This is a genomic window from Nocardia sp. NPDC004722, assembly GCF_053601505.1.
On sequence record NZ_JBSGBY010000139.1, the window covers coordinates 1 to 15,345 of the forward strand.

Below are 15,345 nucleotides of genomic sequence, written 5' to 3' on the forward strand. Positions count from 1 at the left end.
CTGGACTACCGGGTGCACGTGGCCGCCGTCCAAGACGCCCGCCTCCTCGAGCTGGGCGGCTACGACCGCGTGCACCCGGTCGCGGTCGTCGAGCGCGCGGGCGACGTGCGATCGGTTCGCTCATGCAAGCACCCCCGCAGCGCGCAGGTCCACCGCGAGCTCATCGAGTTGGTCTTGGGACGGAAGAAGTTGAGGCAAGCGTGGCTCTCCGGTTTCGATGCCCAGCAATCGCAGCGCACCCTTGGTCATGGCGACACCGCCCAGCCGGGCCATGGCCCGGTTCAGCGGGGCCATGCTGACATTGATCTCGCGTGCGCGCTGAACGTCACCGGCGCGGTAGGCGTCGACGAGGGCACGCAGGCGGTCCGGCACGAGATGGCCGATGACACTGATGAATCCGGTCGCGCCGATCGACAACCAGGGCAGGTTGAGCACGTCGTCGCCGGAGTAGAAGGCCAGCCCGGTCTCGGCGATCAACTCCGCGCCCGCGCCCAGATCGCCCTTGGCGTCCTTGACCGCGACGATGTTCGGGTGCTCGGCCAGCCGGCGAATGGTGTCGGTGGCGATGGGCACCACCGAGCGCGGCGGAATGTCGTAGAGGGTGATCGGCAGATCGGTCGCGTCCGCGATGGCGGTGAAGTGCGCGAGCAGGCCGTCCTGGTTGGGACGCGAGTAGTACGGGGTCACGACCAGCAGGCCGTGCGCGCCCGCGCGCTGCGCGTTGCGCGAGAGTTCGATGCTGTGCGCGGTGTCGTAGGTTCCGATGCCCGCGATGACGGTGGCACGATCACCGACGGCGTCCACGACGGCGCGCAGCAGGTCGAACTTCTCGGACTCGGTGGTGGTCGGCGACTCACCGGTGGTCCCGGAAATGGCGAGTAGATCGACGCCGCCGTCGATCAGGCGGGCGGCCAGCGCGACACCGGCATCGACGTCGAGCTTGCCTTCGGCGGTAAAGGGGGTCACCATCGCGACACCTACTGTGCCGGACGCGTGCAGCTCGATTCGCGTCGATTCACCGTTCGTCATAGTCAGAAAGGCTACAGCGTCGCTGGAACGGGATTTGCACCGTTATACCCGAACCGTGCCGGGTCCGATGGCGATTCGCGTCAAGCGCCCAATTCAGGCGTCAAACGTTTCCTTGAATGGTGTCAGATGTGACGTCACACTGGTGTCATGGATCTCAATAAATACACCGCCCAGCTGCGCGAGAACCTGATCGCCGCGGCCGCTCTGGGCGATGAGAAAACCCAGTCCACCGCCGCCGCCCTGGCCGCCGCCACCGAGAACTCGGCGCGGCTGGTGTTGCTGGCGGCGCTGTCTGATCTCGCCGCCGAGGTCAGCGCCACGCTTCCAGACCGGACAGTGCATGTCTCCGTGGACGGGACCGACGCGCACGTGGATGTCCGTAAAGCCGCGCGGGAAGAGGAACACCCGACATTCGAGGAGATGACCGGTGACATCAGCCGGGTCACGCTGCGGCTGGTCGAGCAGATGAAGTCGCGGGCCGAGGAGGCTGCCGCGCAGAGCGGGCAGTCCCTCAACTCCTGGCTGTCGACGACCGTCCAGTCCGCGCTGCGCGATCAGATGTGGAAGGGCGGGCCGGGCCGCTACGAGGATCGGTCCCGCTACGAGAAGCCCCGCCACACCGAGAAGCCGAGCGACGACGACAAGGCATAGCCCGCATCGGCTCAGTCGGTCATGGTGGTGACTTGTCCGTCGGTGTCGATCTCGGTGCGGCGGTCCTGATCCGGGGCCGTGGCCAGGACGGTCGCCAGCACGTGACGGCCCAGCGGTAGCACGCGCACGGTGATGCGGCCGGAATTCGTGGCGTCGAGTTCCTTTGTGGCGGCATCGATCACACGCTTGCGGACCCATTCCGGGACACCCGCGAAACCTCCGTCGTCGAGGAGGATGACCTCGACACCACGGCCACGCGCGCCTCGCGCCGCGCCGCTGAGTTCATCGGTGACCAGTTGCGGTGCGCGCAGTCCGTCCCGCAGTTCGGCCTCCAGCAGGCGGCACTCCTCGCGTTCGGCGGCACTGAGTTCCACGCCGTCGGCGATCCGTTCCAGGATCGGCCGCGCCACCCGGTCGAGTCGGGCCAGCTGGCGGGAGCGTTCGCTGTCGGCGGCGGCCATGGTCGCCTCGGCGGCGGCGCGCATCATGGCGTCCTCGCGCAGGATGCGCAGCGACTGCTGCATGGGACGCATGACCGCGGTGAACACCGAGATCGCGGTGACCGTGCCGACCGGCATGAGCGAACCGACCAGGGTGCCGGGTTGCAGGTGGCCGCCGATCAGGCCGAGCGCCACCAGCACGGCCGCGACGAGGACGACGCCCACCCACGCGGTGCGAATTCGGCCGCGCAGCACCAGGACCGCGAGCACATAGGACGACGCGAACGCCGACCACACCGTCTCGTGCACGAGATCGTGTTCGGGGGTGATGACCGTCAGTGTGGTCGCGACGGGTGGGGCGATGGCCGCGTACAGCGCCACCGGGATCGGCAGCGGATCCACCGGGATGGCGGTGACCAGGGCGCCGGCGCTGAGCATCAGCACCATGCTGGCCGCGGCCGCCCACGGCGGGGACTGGCCGAAATTGCGCACCATGTACAGCGCGATCACGGCTTCGAGGATCAATAGGAACAGCCAGGCGGCGCTGCCGCGCAGGCCGAGCAGATCCCGCAGCCCGAACCGGGGATCCAGTTCGAGGGCGGCATTGTCAACGGGAACCATCGCCACCCCACACCAAGGTCACGGTGGTGCCCTCGCCCGGCTGGGTCTCCACGAACGCCGAACCGCCCGCGAGCTGACGCATGCGGCCCAGGATGCTCATCGAGATGCCGAGTCGGTCGGCGGAGACGGCGGCGAGGTCGAAACCGGCGCCGTCATCGCTGAATACGATGCGGATGCTGCCCGCGCTGACCGTGGCGGTCACCGTGCGGCGCACCTCACGACCGGGAACGGCGGCGTGCCGCAAGCTGTTTCGCACCGCCTCGGTGAGGGCGGCGGCAATGGTGCTGGCCGAATGCACCGGCATGCGCAGATCGTCGTAGCCGGGCCAGGTGCGGGTGGCGAAACGCACACCAGGATTGACCTCCTGCACCGCGGCGCGCAGGAACAGCACGGCCGAGCGGGCATCCAGCAGGTCCGGATCTCGTTGCTCGCCATGGCATTCGTCGAGTTGCTCGATGGTGCGCTCGGCCTGGCGTTGCAGCACATCCGACGCGGTGCCGGCGCGAGACGCCTCCAGCAGGGTCGAGAGCACGGCGTCGTGGATGAGCGCGGCGAAGCGGGCGCGTTCGCGATCACGGGCCAGGGCGGCGGCCTGGGCGGCGGCGCGGCGGGAGGCGATCGCCGACTCCCGGTCGACGCGGGCCGCGGCACCGGTGAGAGCGACGCCGCACCAGACGAACAGCGCCGACAAGCCGACCGCGCGCAGGAAGTTCTCCGCGACATGCTGAGTCGTGAACGCGGGCACCGTGTACAGGGTCGCGGCGGCGGCCGAGGTGGCGGAGACCAGCAGATAGATCACGGTGAGGCGGGTCTGCCAGGCCAGCACCGCGGCGGTCACCGCCAGCGGGGTGACCCGGTAGGGCCACACCGTCGTCGCGTCGATCGCGTGCAGGTGCAGTCCGAACGGGATCGAGGCCAGCGCGCCCAGGAAACTGATCGCGGCGCAACCGGAGACGAAGCGGATGGCGCGCGGACCCGACACGGCGGCCACCACGCCGATCACCGGATACCAGCCGAAGGCCAGCAGCACCGCGGTCACCGTCCACCACATGGGCCCGTAACGGCCCTGTTCGGCGACCTCCGGCAGTTCGACGCCGCCGACGATCACGCCCGCGATGCCGATCGAGATGCCCAACCGCAACATGATGCGGTCGTAGGCGGCGGTCGCCGGATCCTCCCGCATGGCCAGGCCGCGGCGCAGCCGCTGCACGAACGCCGCCGGGGAGGGCACCGGCCGGGTCGCGGCCGTCGGATCCAGGGTGCCCGACGCGGTCATGCCCGCGGATTCCGTTCGGGGACAGGCAGCCACCCGTCCTCGACGGCCCGCTTGTACAGGTCGGTCTTGGTCGGGGCCGGGCGTCCGGCGTCGGCGTACTTCTGCCGGATGCGGCCCAGATAGTCGTTGACGGTCTGCTCGGACAGGCCGGTCATGCGGGCGACGCGCGAGGCTTTCTCGCCCGAGGCGTAGAGCTGCAACACCTGCTGCTGGCGCGGGCTCAACCCGACGTCCTGCAGTTGCGGGTCGCCGTCGATGGCGGCGGCCCAATCGGTGGTCACCACCTGTTCGCCCTGCGCGGCCCGGCGCACCGCGGCCACCACGGTCGCGGCGTCCTCGGATTTGCGCACCACACCCAGCACGCCCTCTCGGGCGGCTGCACGCACCAGGAAAGCATTGTCGGCACCGGTGAACACCAGTACCTCGATCCCCCGTGCCCGCAGCGCCCGCACGTTCTCCTCGGGCGACGAACCATCGGCCAGCCGCAGATCCAGCACCACCAGATCCAACGTCGGCCCCGCCGCGAGCAATTCGGCGACCGTTCCCGCCGTGATCACCAATTCCAGATCGGCTTGCGGCGCCAACATCGCCGACAGTCCGATCGCCACCGACTCATGGTCCTCGACCAGCCCGATCCGGCGTATCCCCGACTCTTGCGCCTGCACGGCGGCCGTCACCTCTTCCCACACTCCACAAACGGACATTCCGCGAATGTCCTCCCGAGTATGACGGTCCCCCCACCCGATGTGTCAGCCACCAGAATTCGGGGGAACGCTCCACTCAGCCCATAAGGCGAGCCGCCACAGTAGCCCCCAGCTCCCAGCACCGCTCGACATCCGCCTTCTCCGGCTTCCCCGAAACGATCACCGGCGCGGCCGCCTTCTCCCACCCGAGCCCGGTCGTCGCACTCTCCACACTCCGCTCCGCCCCCTCGGTGCCTTGATTGCCGTGGATATAGAGGGCGTACGGGCGGCCCTTGGTGGAATCCAGGCACGGGTAATAGAAGGTGTCGAACGCATGCTTGAGCGCACCGCTCATATAGCCGAGATTGGCAGGCGTCCCCAGCACATACCCATCAGCCGCCAGCACATCACTCGCGGTGACCGCCAACGCTGCCCGCCGCACCACCTCCACCCCTTCGATCTCCGGATCGGTAGCCCCCGCCACCACCGCCTCGAACATCTCCTGCATGAACGGCGACGGCGTGTGATGAATGATCAGCAAGATCGGCACTCCCAGAGCGTATCCCCGCCGCGGGCGGTCAGGTCAGCAGCGCTTGCGGGGCGATTTGCGCGGCGCGGGAGCCATGGCGCGGCCGCGCGTCTGTTCCAACACCCGGGTTCCGGCGGAGGTGATCCGTAGCGCCGGGGGCTGCCCCGGCTCCTCGACCGTGGCGAGCAGCCCCCGGCTGCGCAGCACGAAGGCGGCCTCGAGCAGTTCCTGCGGCAGAATCGGCCCCGAACTCCAGTCCGACTGGGCCGCAATGACTTCCGGCGCGGGAGTCGAGCCCGGCCGCTCCGCCCGAGAGTCGACATAAAGCCACGCCAGCAGGGCCTCACAAATCCGCTCTCTACGCTCCACGGCATCGGACAAACTCGCTCCCCTTTACATTCGACGGCCTTCCATAGTCGCCGACCACCCCTGCCCACGATGCCGAATCGCCCCGGAAACTCCAGCCAGTCCGGTCGGTTTGCCCAGGTCGGACCGCATGACAAGGGGGGTCAGGGCTCCGTTCCGAGGGGGTAGAAGACCTTGCCTTTGTCGAGAAGTAGTGCTGCGGCGGCATATTCGCGGTCGGTACCTTCGAGGAGGGGCAGGACGTCGTCGGCGTGGAACATCGGGAGGTGAAGGGAGCCGCGGGTGTGGGCTTCGACCAGGCGGACTATGAGGTCGGCGGGGAGGCGGGGCGGTTTGGCTCGGGGGTCGGGGGCCATGCGGATGGTCTACTCCGGGGATCCGACATGTCCGGGGGTGTGCCTAGGGTGGGTTGGTGTGAGTGGTGATGAGGTGGGCAAGCGGCCATTCCTGGTGTGCCATGACTATGGGATGGGTGGCGTGTGGTGGGTCATTCATGCGCGGTCGGCGCGGGAGATTGTCGAGACATTCGCCGAGACAGCGGTTGTCGAGGATCCGCAGCGATGGGCGGAGTTGGAGAAGTGGGGGTTGGATGAGGTCGATATCGATGATCGGTCGGATTCGGCGTTGAACAGCCTTCGTGCGCAGCGGGATTCGCAGCGCACAAAGGAGGGGTTCGGGGCGGTAGCCGAGCGGGGGCTGTTGTATACGCGTAAGCGGTGGGATCCGGAGGAGGATGTCGCGGCTGCGGATTATTTGACCGAGATCATCGATGGGTATCGGACTCGGCAGGTCGAGATTCGGGATGGCGGGGAGGTGGTGCGTACTGATCTCGAGGACTTTCCGCTCAATCCGCCGATCGATCTGTGGGATCCGGAGTTGGCGGCGCAGGAGATCACTGCCGAGGAGTTCGAGACTGCTTGGGACAGTGCGACTCCCGCGCCGGACGACTGGTACCTCTGAGGCGGGTCAGATTCCGCTGGGGAAGGTGAGGGTTTGGAGGGAGGGCCAGACTTCGGGCCAGGGGTGTTTGGGGTTGTGGCAGATGTAGACGGTGATCAGGCGCTGTAGGCCGGGGAGGCCGTTGGGGTCGTTGATCTTTTGGAAGGTGGTGGTGGAGTCGAATTGGGAGAGGAATTCTTTGTCGCCTACGCCGTCTACGGAGAGGTAGACGATGGTTTTGGCGGAATTCGGGGGTGGGCCGAAGTAGCCCCAGCCGCGGTTGGGGCTGTAGACGGGGGGCAGGTTGTATTGGCGGCCGAATTCTTCCAGGGCGCTGGCTTGGACGTAGGCGGCGGCGACTACGGCGGTGTTGGCGCGTTCGGAGTCGGGGAGGGATTGGACGGCGTCGTTGACGGCGGCGGTGAAGGTGGCGTAACCCTCGGGGCCGTACCAGGATTCGCGCATCCAGTACTGGGCCTGGTTGGTGATCGGGGAGGAGATCGTGGTCAGGCTCTTGGGGAGGGGAATCCAGCTGCGGGACAACGGGACCGAGGTCATCCAGACTGCGAACAGGGCGGCCGAGAGCACCGCGGCGGCGGTGATCCAGCGGCGGATCAGGCGCTTGGCCTCGACGGTGCCGAGGGCGAAGGCGCCCGCGCCGAGCAGGGCGGGCCAGAAGCCGGCGACGTAGTAGGAGCGGCCGTTCTCGACCAGCACCACCGCGACCAGCAGCAGGCCCGCGATGAACGCGAAACGGTAGGGGCGCAGGGCTTTCAGGCGAACCATGCCCCACAGGCCGAAGAGGCTGAGGATGCCGCCGATGAGGCCGCACTGGATGGCGATCTCGACCGCGCAGATCAGCGGGCCGGTGTTGGCGGCGTGCTGCTCCTGCGAAATGATCTCGGTCATCTGCGATTCCACCCAGCCGTGCCGCGTCTGCCACACGATGCCGGGGATCATGGCGGCCACCATGATCAGCGTTCCGATATACAGCGCCGGGCGACGCAGCACCTCGCGCGGGCCCGCCACCAGCACGCCGATACCGAGCATCGCCCACACCCCGGGCACCATCCACTTGGCCTGGAAGGCCATCGCGGCCGCGACACCGGCGGCGATCAACAGCCAGTCCTGCCGCACCCGCACCCAGCGGATGAGCAGATAGACGATCAACGCCTGCAACGGGATATCGAAGGTGAGGGTGATCAGCTGCACCTGGTCGAAGGCCAGCGGCGAGACGGCGTAGGCCAGGGCGGCGAGGACCTGATAGCGCGCGCCCGCGCCGAGTTCACGGGCGGTGGCGCCCGCGAGGATGGCCGCGGACGCCATCAACAACAGCGCCGGAATCCGCAGTGCCAGAACCGAACCCGGCGCGAGGGAGTCCATCACGTGCGCGACGAACGGCGCGAGCGGCCCCTGATCGGGGTAGGCCCAGGCCAGTCGGCGACCGGCCGCGACGAAATACAGCTCGTCGCCGAAGTAGTTGATGCGGGCTGCCGCGATGCCCATCACGGCGGCGAAACCGAGCGAGACCGCCAGCACCCCTTTCCAGGCGAACCGCACGTGACCGGTGGCGGGCCCCCGTTCCCCGACCGGCGCGACGACGTCCGGCGGCAGCACCGCGTCGGTGGTTGACATGCTGTCCCCTCCCAAAGGAACGAAAAGACGCCCGGCAGAGCCCAAGTCAGCGGTGCCGGGCGTCGATCAGAACAGCAGACTATCCGGTCTGACGCACAGCGTCTTCACATTCTTTCCGGGGCTTGCCCCCGAGGCCACGATGGTCTGTAATGTCGGCCCACGAATCAACGACAGCCTGTAGTATTGGGTCATGACCGAGCGCAAACCGCCCGGAATCTCCTTCGAATCGTGGATCGACAAGCAGGTGCGCGAAGCCACCGAGCGCGGCGAATTCGACAACCTGAAGGGCGCGGGCCAACCCATCCCAGCCGGTGCGGCCGACGAGAACTGGTGGCTGCGAAACTATTTGAAACGCGAGGGCGCGAACGCCGACGGCCTGCTGCCGGAATCGATCATCCTGCGCCGGGAACGCGAACGCATCCAGGACACCGTGCGAGACCTGCACTCCGAGAAGGAGGTTCGCACCGTCGTCAGCGCACTCAACGATCGCATCGTCGAATACCTGCGCATGCCCAGCGGCCCGCACATGCCGATCGGCCCACTGAAGACCGACGAGGTGATCGCCACCTGGCGCGCCGAGCGCGAGGCTAACCGGGCGGCACGCCAACCGGCAGCCTCTCCTCCGCCCCACCCGAGACCGGTCGAACAGCGTTGGTGGCGAAGAGTTTTCGGCAGCCGAGGCTAGCGGGCCTGTTCGCGTTCGCGCGCCTCGGCGGTCGCACGGGCGTTGTCGACGACCAGCGGTTCGTCGGTGAGTTCGGTGTGGGATTCGACGGTATAGAAGCGCACTTCGTGCCCGTCCGGATCGTGCAGCAGCGGCAGAATCCAGCCGATGGTGGCGAAATGGACACCAGCATGGGATTCACCGAGCGCGGTCAGGTGTTGCGCGAGCGCTTCGATCGCGGGCCGGTCGGGGACGCCGATCGAGAAGTAGTCGAATCCCGCTGCCGCGGCGGCTTTCTCAGGATCGAGCCGCAGCCCCAGCATGGGACCCCCGGCGGGGTGGTGCAGGGCGACACCCCTCAGGACGCCCTGCTCGGTGAATTCGACGCCGACCTCGTAGCCCAGGCGCGTGCGATACCAGTCGATCGAGCGCGCGAGATCGGAAACGGGAAGTTTGAGGTGATGCACCCCGGCGAGAGTGGGGATCATTGCTGATATCCTCTGCAGTACAGATGTAATAGTGCAGCATCACTGTAGTGATGCAGTAAGGATGCAGCGAATGGTCCGCGATGTCAAGAAGACATCTCCCCTCTGGGATGCCCGCAAGGCCGAAACCGAGCGGAAGATCCTCGACGCGGCCACCCGGCTGTTCATCACCGACGGCTACGCCGCCACCTCCCTGGCCGCCGTCGCCGACGCCGCGGAGGTCGGATCCCGCACCGTCTACCTGCGCTTCGGCTCCAAGGCCGAACTTCTCAAACGCGCCATCGACGTCGCGATCGTCGGCGACACCCAGGACATCGATCTGGCCCACCGCGATTGGCACCTGCGCGCCGCTACCGCCCCCACCCTGCACGAACGCATCGCCGTATACGCCAGCGGCGCAAGCGCTCTCATGCAACGCGCCGCGCCCTTGATCGCCGCCGCTGCCGCCGCCGAGGCCAGCGAGCCCCTCATCGCCGAGGCCGGAGCGGCCGGCCGCGCGGCCACGCAGCAGCACATCGCCGACATCTGGCGAAAGATGCACGCGGACGGCCTGCTTCACCCCGAAGCCGACCTCGACTGGATCATCACCGTCGTCGGCCCCCTGGGTCAGGCCGACACCTACAACTTGCTGACCAGGACACTGGATTTCGACGCGGCCGCCTACGAACACTGGCTGCACGGCACGTGGCTGCGACTGGCCACCACCCCCTCGAGCGGGCCCGGGCGATAGAGTTTCGCCACGCCGCACCACGGCGGCCGGACGCTCGCCCGATCCGGCAGGTCGAGAACCGAGGAACCGTATGCGTCCGTCCCCGAGATCCCTGACGATCGCGCACCGGATCGCGGTGGTGGTCGGCCTGCTGCTGCTCATCGCCGGTGTGGCCCGCGCGCTGCTGATTCCGATCGAGTGTTCCGGGCATCGGATGGAATCCGGACAGATCTGCGTCGATACCGAGAAGGGGCGGACCGTGTCCCGGACCTTCGATCAGCAACGGTCGCTGCGGCATTCGACGGACGGGTTCCTGATCGTCGGCGGCGTGCTGGTGGTCGCGGGGTCGGCGGTACTGCTGCGGCGCGGTGCGCGGCGCTGAGATCGCGGGACGCGGCTAGGCCAGTTGGGATTCGCAGGCCGACCAGGCGGCGGGGGTGAGGTGGGGGCGGACCCGGGTGAAGAGTTCGCGCAGCGGCGGGCCGTATTGCGCCGCGAGGTCGGCGTTGTGGGCCAGGACGTCGAGTTCGTTGGCCACTGTCAGTTCCAGGAACGCCTGGAAATCTTTTGTGGCGGGCTCGAATTCACGGCCCGTGAAGCGGTCGCGGAAAGGGATTGGGGTGGAGTCGATCTGCGGGTAGACCGCTTTTCGATCACAGGAGGCATAGAGGTAGATAAGCGCTTCGGCGCGCTCCCCTACCAGCGCGACAACTGTTGCGCGGTCGGGTAGTTCGACCAGCCACCGGTCGAAACCGTCGGTGCCGTAGACGGCGTGGGCGAGGCCCGCCAGTTGCAGATCGGCGTCATGACCCCAGGCGGCCAGGGTGTCGGCGACGCGGCCGAGGTGGGCGAGCAGGGTGCCGCCCGGATGGTCGATGGTGTCCGCGCCGCGATCCCGCAGGAACCGCTCGACGCGGGTCCTGCGGGATGCGAGGGGTTCGTGATCGTTCACCGATTCAGTGTCGTCGTTCACCGACTCAGTGTGGCCCGCCGAACCCTTTCGGCGGCAGTGCGGTTCGCCACTACGCCTTGCGCTGGAGGTTGCGCAGCACCGTCGAGGCGGCCGAGGCCGCGAGAGACAGTCCCGCCAGGCAACCGAAGGCGAGGTGGTAGCCGCTGACCGGAGCCCAGCCGGAGGCCGTTGCGCGGGAGAGGATCACGGCGATGATCGCCACGCCGACCGCGCCTCCGACCCGCTGCATGATGTTGACCAGCGCGGTCGCGTCCGGCAATTGCTCGCGGCGGACGGCGGCGTAGGCGGCCGACACCAGCGGCATGGCCCCGACGGCGGTCGCCAGACCCGCTGCGAACAGCAGGATTTGGATCAGGATGCCGTTGGCGTCGACGGGCAGGAAGGCCAGCGGGAGGACGGCGGCCCCGATGAGCAGGTTGCCGATCACCGCGACCTGCCCGCCGCCGAAGCGGTCGGTGAGCCGCCCGCCCAGCGGCAGCATGATGACGCCGCCGAGCCCGAAGCTCAACAGGTCGACGCCGGTGCGGATGAGCCCGGTGCCGTGCAGGACCTGGAAGTACAAGGGCAGCAACACCATCACCCCGAACATGGCCCCGCCGGCGAAGAACCCCGCGGTGGTCGCGGCCCGGAAGCCGCCGTTGCCGAAGAGCCGAATATCCAGCAGCGGTCGCGCGGCACGCAGGGCACGGGTGATGAAACCCGCCAGCCCGGCGAGCCCGAGCACCACGGGCAGCCACACCGACAGCGAGGTCACCGACCCGGTCGTCCCGACCTCGGACAACCCGTACACCACGGCCGACACCCCGCCGCCCGCCAGCACCAGGCTGATCACATCCAGCCGCTGCACCTCGGTGCCCGCGCTGCGCGGCAGGTACCGCAGGCCCAGCGCCAGCCCGATGAGCCCGAGCGGAATGTTGATCAGGAACAGCCATTCCCAGCTCCAGTTGGCCAGCATGAGCCCGCCGATGGTCGGCCCGATGGCGGGCGCGCCGACCACCGCGATGCCGACCACGCCCATGACGCGGCCCATGCGCTGCGGCCCGGCCGCCTGCCCGATGATGGTCTGACCTGCCGGAATCATGAGTCCGGCGGCCAGCCCCTGCAGGATGCGCATCCCGATCAGCCAGCCCGCGGTGGGCGCGAACGCGCACAGCGCCGAGGTGAGGGTGAACGCGACGAGCGCCCCCATCCAGAGCCGGGTGACGCCGACGCGCCGCGCCAGCCACCCGCACACGGTGAGCGAAACACCCAGTGCCAGCAGGTATCCGCTGGCCACCCACTGGATGGTGGACAGCGAGGCGCCCAGGTCCGCGCCGATGGTGTGCAGCCCGATATTGACCAGCGAGGTGTCCAGCATGCCCATGACCGCGCCGAACACCACGACCGCGGCGGTGCGCCAGACATGCGCGGGGATCTTGTCGGATTCGGCGGGCGGTGGTGCGGCCACCGGAGCGCCGGATGTCTGTGTGTCCGAACGCATCTGCGTCATCGGACCTCTCCTTCAATCGTTGATGAGCGACTCAATTGCAGAGAGTAACAATGATTGAGCTACTCAACAATAGATATAATCGGCGGGTGACCGACGAACCTTCCTCCGCGGTGGCCTATCACCCCGCCGGCCTGCTGAAACACCCCACCTACGCGCTCGGCAAGCTGCACAAGGCCATGCACACCCGGCTCGACACGCCCCTGCGCGAGCACTGGGTGCTGACCTATCTGGCCGAGCGCGCCGAGGTCTCCCAGCAGGAGATGGCCAATGCCATGGAGATCGATCGCAGCGAGGTGGTGCGGCTCATCGACAGCCTGGAGAAGGCGGGACTGGTCATCCGCACCCGCGATCCCGAGGACCGCCGGAAATACCGTCTGACTATCACCGCCGCGGGCGAGCGCCTGCGCGTCGAGACCAACGCCAAGATCCTCGAAGCCACCGATGTGCTGCTGCACCGGCTCACCCCGGCGGAACGCGAAACGCTGCATCGCCTTTCGCTCAAGGCCCTCGGCTACGACATGGACGAGATCTGACCCACACCCCGCCGCGCGAGCGGCCGCGACCGGTACGGCGTCCGCGGCGACGCGGCCACCGGTTAGGGTTGGGGCCGTGCCTTCTCGCCCGCGTCTACCTCGCCTGCCCCAGCTCAACCCGCCTCTGGATGCCCGCCGCGGCTACTCCCAGCAGGAGATTCTCGGCGAACTGCGCCGGTTGATCCTGGAGGGCAACCTGCCGCCGGGCACCGGTCTGCCGCTGGGCGAGCTGGCGCGCATGTTCACGGTGAGCGCGATCCCGGTGCGCGAGTCGCTGCAGACGTTGATCGGCGAGGGCCTGGTCGAGCATCGGCCCAACTTCGGCTACCAGGTGACCATGCTCACCTCCGAGGAGCTGCGCGAGCTCTACGTCGTGCGCGAGCGCCTGGAGTCGGTGGCGATGGCGGCGGCCGTGCACAACGCGTCCGAGGCCGATCATCAGCTGGCCCGCGACATCCACGCCCGCCTCGAGCAGGCGGTGCTGACCGAGGACGCGGTGGCCTATCACCGCGAGACCCGCAACTTCCATCTCGCCCTGGTGCGCCCGTCGGGCATGCCGCGCGTGGTGCACATGCTCGAATACGCTTGGAACATCACCGAACCCGTGCAGCCGATGGTGCACGTGTCGACCATGGACCGCGTGGTGCTGCACGCCGATCACAGCAAGCAGCTGCAAGCCTTCCTCGCGAGGGATGCTGAAGGTTTGCTGGCGGCCAGCGAGGGTCATCACACACGGCTCAACAGTGTTCTGGAACACCTGCCCACCGACACCGGTTTGTTCGCCGAACCCGCAGGTGAAGAAGATATATAACCCCCGAGCCAGGGCCTTGTGAACATATACGGTTCCAGCAACCCCGAAGCTGCATCTGTTCGATAGCGTGGACCCATGCGGATCCGGGTCATCAATCCCAACACCACCGCCGCGATGACGGCTCTCATCGGGGAGAGCGCGCGCTCGGTCGCCGCGCCCGGCACGATCATCGAGGCCGTCAACCCCGACATGGGTCCGGCCTCCATCGAAAGCCACTACGACGAGGCGCTGTCGGTGCCCGGCCTCCTGGCCGAGATCGCCAAGGGCGAGGCCGAGGGCGTCGACGGCTACGTGATCGCCTGCTTCGGCGATCCGGGCCTGGACGCGGCCCGAGAACTGGCGCGTGGCCCGGTGATCGGCATCGCCGAGGCGGCCATGCAGTACGCGAGCCATCTGGGCCGCAGCTTCAGCGTGGTGACCACGCTCGCCCGCACCGCGGGCCGGGCCTGGGAACTCGCGGAACGCTATGGCATGGAACGCTTCTGCGCCCAGGTGCACGCCTGCGAGATCCCGGTGCTGGAACTGGAGGATCCCAAGGCGCGCAAGGTGATCGCCGACGCCTGCCGCGAGGCGGTGGCCGCCGACAACTCCGACGCCGTCGTGCTCGGCTGCGCGGGAATGGCGGATCTGTGTGAATTCCTGACCGAGGAGGTCGGGGTACCCGTGGTGGACGGCGTCGCCGCCGCCACATTGACCGTGCAATCGCTGGTCACCATGAAGTTGCGAAAGTCCGGCCGCGGGGAATTCGCGGCCCCACTACCGAAGAAGTACGTGGGATTGCTCGCCGATTTCGGCATCGAGGAAAGGGAGGCGCAGGCGTGACGCTGCCACCGGAGACATTGAACGGGATCGAATCCCGTTTGCAGGCCGTGGATTCGGAGCTGCTGCGGCTCTACCCGGGTGACCGCCCGGGGCAGCCGATCCATACCGCGTACGTATCCGGCGCGGACGCCTCCGTCGACACTCCGCGCGAATGGGGTTCCGCCGCACTGGAACTCGCCGAGAGCCAGCGGGATCTGCTGGTCGCGCTCGCCGGTGAGGACGTGGTGGCCCGGACGATCGAGACGCTGCGTGAGCGCCCGATCCAGGATCTGCGTTTCGACTTCGAGGACGGCTACGGCACCCGCGGCGACGAGATCGAGGACGCCGCCGCCCTCAATGCCGGTGCGGTGCTGAAAGCCCTTCCGGCCGAGGTCCGTTCGCGCGGTATCCGCACCAAGGGCCTGACCACCCTGGAGTGGGCGCGCGCCATCCGCACCCTGGAGAAGGTCCTCGAAGGCGCGGGCGGCGTGCCCGAGGGCTTCGTGTTCACCGTGCCGAAGATCCGCCACGTCGAGCAGGCCGATCTCACCGTGCAGGTGTGCGAGGCGATCGAGCAGGCGCACGGGCTGCCCGCCGGGTCGCTGAAGTTCGAGCTGCAGATCGAGTCCCCGCAGGCCATCATCGCCGCCGACGGCTCCTCCCCGGTGTCGCAGCTGATCCAGCGCTCCGCCGGACGCGCGACCGGATTGC

General features: G+C 68.1%; 20 protein-coding genes. 9 read left to right on the forward strand and 11 right to left on the reverse strand.

The features are described from left to right. Positions 1–120: 120 nt before the first annotated feature. Positions 121–1,029: a 4-hydroxy-tetrahydrodipicolinate synthase gene (gene dapA / locus ACWELQ_RS16110; RefSeq protein ID WP_452397819.1), complete on the reverse strand. Its 909-nt coding sequence runs from the start codon at positions 1,027–1,029 to the stop codon at positions 121–123. A 147-nt stretch (positions 1,030–1,176) separates the two neighbouring features. On the opposite strand from dapA, the gene ACWELQ_RS16115 reads away from it, so the two are divergent. Further along, positions 1,177–1,680, forward strand: a complete 504-nt coding sequence (locus ACWELQ_RS16115) for a hypothetical protein (RefSeq protein WP_452397820.1) — start codon at positions 1,177–1,179, stop codon at positions 1,678–1,680. A gap of 11 nt (positions 1,681–1,691) precedes the next feature. On the opposite strand, the gene ACWELQ_RS16120 is transcribed toward ACWELQ_RS16115, so the two are convergent. The 6 genes from ACWELQ_RS16120 to ACWELQ_RS16145 form a co-directional block, all read right to left on the reverse strand. Continuing rightward, positions 1,692–2,741, reverse strand: a complete 1,050-nt coding sequence (locus ACWELQ_RS16120) for a hypothetical protein (protein WP_452397821.1) — start codon at positions 2,739–2,741, stop codon at positions 1,692–1,694. Continuing rightward, positions 2,728–4,017, reverse strand: coding sequence for a sensor histidine kinase (locus ACWELQ_RS16125; protein ID WP_452397822.1), 1,290 nt, complete (start codon positions 4,015–4,017; stop codon positions 2,728–2,730). Before ACWELQ_RS16125 ends, ACWELQ_RS16120 begins: the two co-directional genes overlap by 14 nt. Next, the gene (locus ACWELQ_RS16130; RefSeq protein ID WP_452397823.1) at positions 4,014–4,721 is read right to left on the reverse strand and encodes a LuxR C-terminal-related transcriptional regulator; all 708 of its coding nucleotides are present in this window, start codon (positions 4,719–4,721) and stop codon (positions 4,014–4,016) included. Before ACWELQ_RS16130 ends, ACWELQ_RS16125 begins: the two co-directional genes overlap by 4 nt. A gap of 76 nt (positions 4,722–4,797) precedes the next feature. Further along, positions 4,798–5,250: a flavodoxin family protein gene (locus ACWELQ_RS16135; RefSeq protein ID WP_452397824.1), complete on the reverse strand. Its 453-nt coding sequence runs from the start codon at positions 5,248–5,250 to the stop codon at positions 4,798–4,800. Between the two features lie 33 nt (positions 5,251–5,283). After that, entirely contained in the window at positions 5,284–5,610 is a 327-nt protein-coding gene (locus tag ACWELQ_RS16140; RefSeq protein WP_452397825.1) for a hypothetical protein, read from the reverse strand. Between the two features lie 128 nt (positions 5,611–5,738). Next, positions 5,739–5,951 carry a hypothetical protein gene (locus ACWELQ_RS16145; protein WP_452397826.1) on the reverse strand — a complete coding sequence of 71 codons (213 nt, stop codon included), beginning with the start codon at positions 5,949–5,951 and terminating at the stop codon, positions 5,739–5,741. 58 nt (positions 5,952–6,009) lie between these two features. Between ACWELQ_RS16145 and ACWELQ_RS16150 the strand changes: the two genes are divergently transcribed. Next, positions 6,010–6,555: a hypothetical protein gene (locus ACWELQ_RS16150; protein ID WP_452397827.1), complete on the forward strand. Its 546-nt coding sequence runs from the start codon at positions 6,010–6,012 to the stop codon at positions 6,553–6,555. A 6-nt stretch (positions 6,556–6,561) separates the two neighbouring features. Here the strand turns inward: ACWELQ_RS16150 and ACWELQ_RS16155 are convergent, their stop codons facing one another. Next, positions 6,562–8,169 carry an ArnT family glycosyltransferase gene (locus ACWELQ_RS16155; RefSeq protein WP_452397828.1) on the reverse strand — a complete coding sequence of 536 codons (1,608 nt, stop codon included), beginning with the start codon at positions 8,167–8,169 and terminating at the stop codon, positions 6,562–6,564. Between the two features lie 190 nt (positions 8,170–8,359). On the opposite strand from ACWELQ_RS16155, the gene ACWELQ_RS16160 reads away from it, so the two are divergent. Beyond that, positions 8,360–8,854: a DnaJ family domain-containing protein gene (locus tag ACWELQ_RS16160; RefSeq protein ID WP_452397829.1), complete on the forward strand. Its 495-nt coding sequence runs from the start codon at positions 8,360–8,362 to the stop codon at positions 8,852–8,854. Here ACWELQ_RS16160 and ACWELQ_RS16165 read toward each other — a convergent pair. After that, positions 8,851–9,321 (reverse strand): VOC family protein, encoded by a 471-nt coding sequence (locus ACWELQ_RS16165; protein WP_452397830.1) that lies wholly within the window; start codon positions 9,319–9,321, stop codon positions 8,851–8,853. The genes ACWELQ_RS16160 and ACWELQ_RS16165 overlap by 4 nt on opposite strands. 70 nt (positions 9,322–9,391) lie before the next feature. Here ACWELQ_RS16165 and ACWELQ_RS16170 point away from each other — a divergent pair, with 70 nt between their 5' ends. Further along, positions 9,392–10,048 (forward strand): TetR/AcrR family transcriptional regulator, encoded by a 657-nt coding sequence (locus ACWELQ_RS16170; protein WP_452397831.1) that lies wholly within the window; start codon positions 9,392–9,394, stop codon positions 10,046–10,048. Positions 10,049–10,118: 70 nt separating this feature from the next. Further along, a complete protein-coding gene (locus ACWELQ_RS16175; RefSeq protein WP_452397832.1) occupies positions 10,119–10,409 on the forward strand; it encodes a hypothetical protein in 291 nt (96 codons plus the stop codon). Positions 10,410–10,424: 15 nt separating this feature from the next. On the opposite strand, the gene ACWELQ_RS16180 is transcribed toward ACWELQ_RS16175, so the two are convergent. Continuing rightward, positions 10,425–11,000, reverse strand: coding sequence for a DUF6817 domain-containing protein (locus ACWELQ_RS16180; RefSeq protein WP_452397833.1), 576 nt, complete (start codon positions 10,998–11,000; stop codon positions 10,425–10,427). A gap of 49 nt (positions 11,001–11,049) precedes the next feature. Then, the gene (locus ACWELQ_RS16185) at positions 11,050–12,489 is read right to left on the reverse strand and encodes a DHA2 family efflux MFS transporter permease subunit (RefSeq protein ID WP_452397834.1); all 1,440 of its coding nucleotides are present in this window, start codon (positions 12,487–12,489) and stop codon (positions 11,050–11,052) included. 86 nt (positions 12,490–12,575) lie between these two features. On the opposite strand from ACWELQ_RS16185, the gene ACWELQ_RS16190 reads away from it, so the two are divergent. The 4 genes from ACWELQ_RS16190 to ACWELQ_RS16205 form a co-directional block, all read left to right on the forward strand. Further along, the gene (locus ACWELQ_RS16190; RefSeq protein ID WP_452397835.1) at positions 12,576–13,022 is read left to right on the forward strand and encodes a MarR family winged helix-turn-helix transcriptional regulator; all 447 of its coding nucleotides are present in this window, start codon (positions 12,576–12,578) and stop codon (positions 13,020–13,022) included. Between the two features lie 76 nt (positions 13,023–13,098). Further along, positions 13,099–13,833 (forward strand): GntR family transcriptional regulator, encoded by a 735-nt coding sequence (locus tag ACWELQ_RS16195; RefSeq protein ID WP_452397836.1) that lies wholly within the window; start codon positions 13,099–13,101, stop codon positions 13,831–13,833. Positions 13,834–13,908: 75 nt separating this feature from the next. After that, the gene (locus ACWELQ_RS16200) at positions 13,909–14,655 is read left to right on the forward strand and encodes an aspartate/glutamate racemase family protein (protein WP_452397837.1); all 747 of its coding nucleotides are present in this window, start codon (positions 13,909–13,911) and stop codon (positions 14,653–14,655) included. Then, the coding region (locus ACWELQ_RS16205; protein ID WP_452397838.1) for a DUF6986 family protein at positions 14,652–15,345 on the forward strand (694 nt) is incomplete at its 3' end. The genes ACWELQ_RS16200 and ACWELQ_RS16205, both read left to right, overlap by 4 nt.

Bases quoted from the DNA above. Each gene is read 5' to 3' on its own strand.
- ACWELQ_RS16130 (WP_452397823.1), bottom strand. From the start codon at position 4,721: ATGTCCGTTTGTGGAGTGTGGGAAGAGGTGACGGCCGCCGTGCAGGCG.
- ACWELQ_RS16185 (WP_452397834.1), bottom strand. From the start codon at position 12,489: ATGACGCAGATGCGTTCGGACACACAGACATCCGGCGCTCCGGTGGCC.
- ACWELQ_RS16120 (WP_452397821.1), bottom strand. From the start codon at position 2,741: ATGGTTCCCGTTGACAATGCCGCCCTCGAACTGGATCCCCGGTTCGGG.
- ACWELQ_RS16165 (WP_452397830.1), bottom strand. From the start codon at position 9,321: ATGATCCCCACTCTCGCCGGGGTGCATCACCTCAAACTTCCCGTTTCC.
- ACWELQ_RS16125 (WP_452397822.1), bottom strand. From the start codon at position 4,017: ATGACCGCGTCGGGCACCCTGGATCCGACGGCCGCGACCCGGCCGGTG.
- ACWELQ_RS16155 (WP_452397828.1), bottom strand. From the start codon at position 8,169: ATGTCAACCACCGACGCGGTGCTGCCGCCGGACGTCGTCGCGCCGGTC.
- ACWELQ_RS16160 (WP_452397829.1), top strand. From the start codon at position 8,360: ATGACCGAGCGCAAACCGCCCGGAATCTCCTTCGAATCGTGGATCGAC.
- ACWELQ_RS16115 (WP_452397820.1), top strand. From the start codon at position 1,177: ATGGATCTCAATAAATACACCGCCCAGCTGCGCGAGAACCTGATCGCC.
- ACWELQ_RS16145 (WP_452397826.1), bottom strand. From the start codon at position 5,951: ATGGCCCCCGACCCCCGAGCCAAACCGCCCCGCCTCCCCGCCGACCTC.
- ACWELQ_RS16200 (WP_452397837.1), top strand. From the start codon at position 13,909: ATGCGGATCCGGGTCATCAATCCCAACACCACCGCCGCGATGACGGCT.
- ACWELQ_RS16170 (WP_452397831.1), top strand. From the start codon at position 9,392: ATGGTCCGCGATGTCAAGAAGACATCTCCCCTCTGGGATGCCCGCAAG.
- ACWELQ_RS16175 (WP_452397832.1), top strand. From the start codon at position 10,119: ATGCGTCCGTCCCCGAGATCCCTGACGATCGCGCACCGGATCGCGGTG.
- dapA (WP_452397819.1), bottom strand. From the start codon at position 1,029: ATGACGAACGGTGAATCGACGCGAATCGAGCTGCACGCGTCCGGCACA.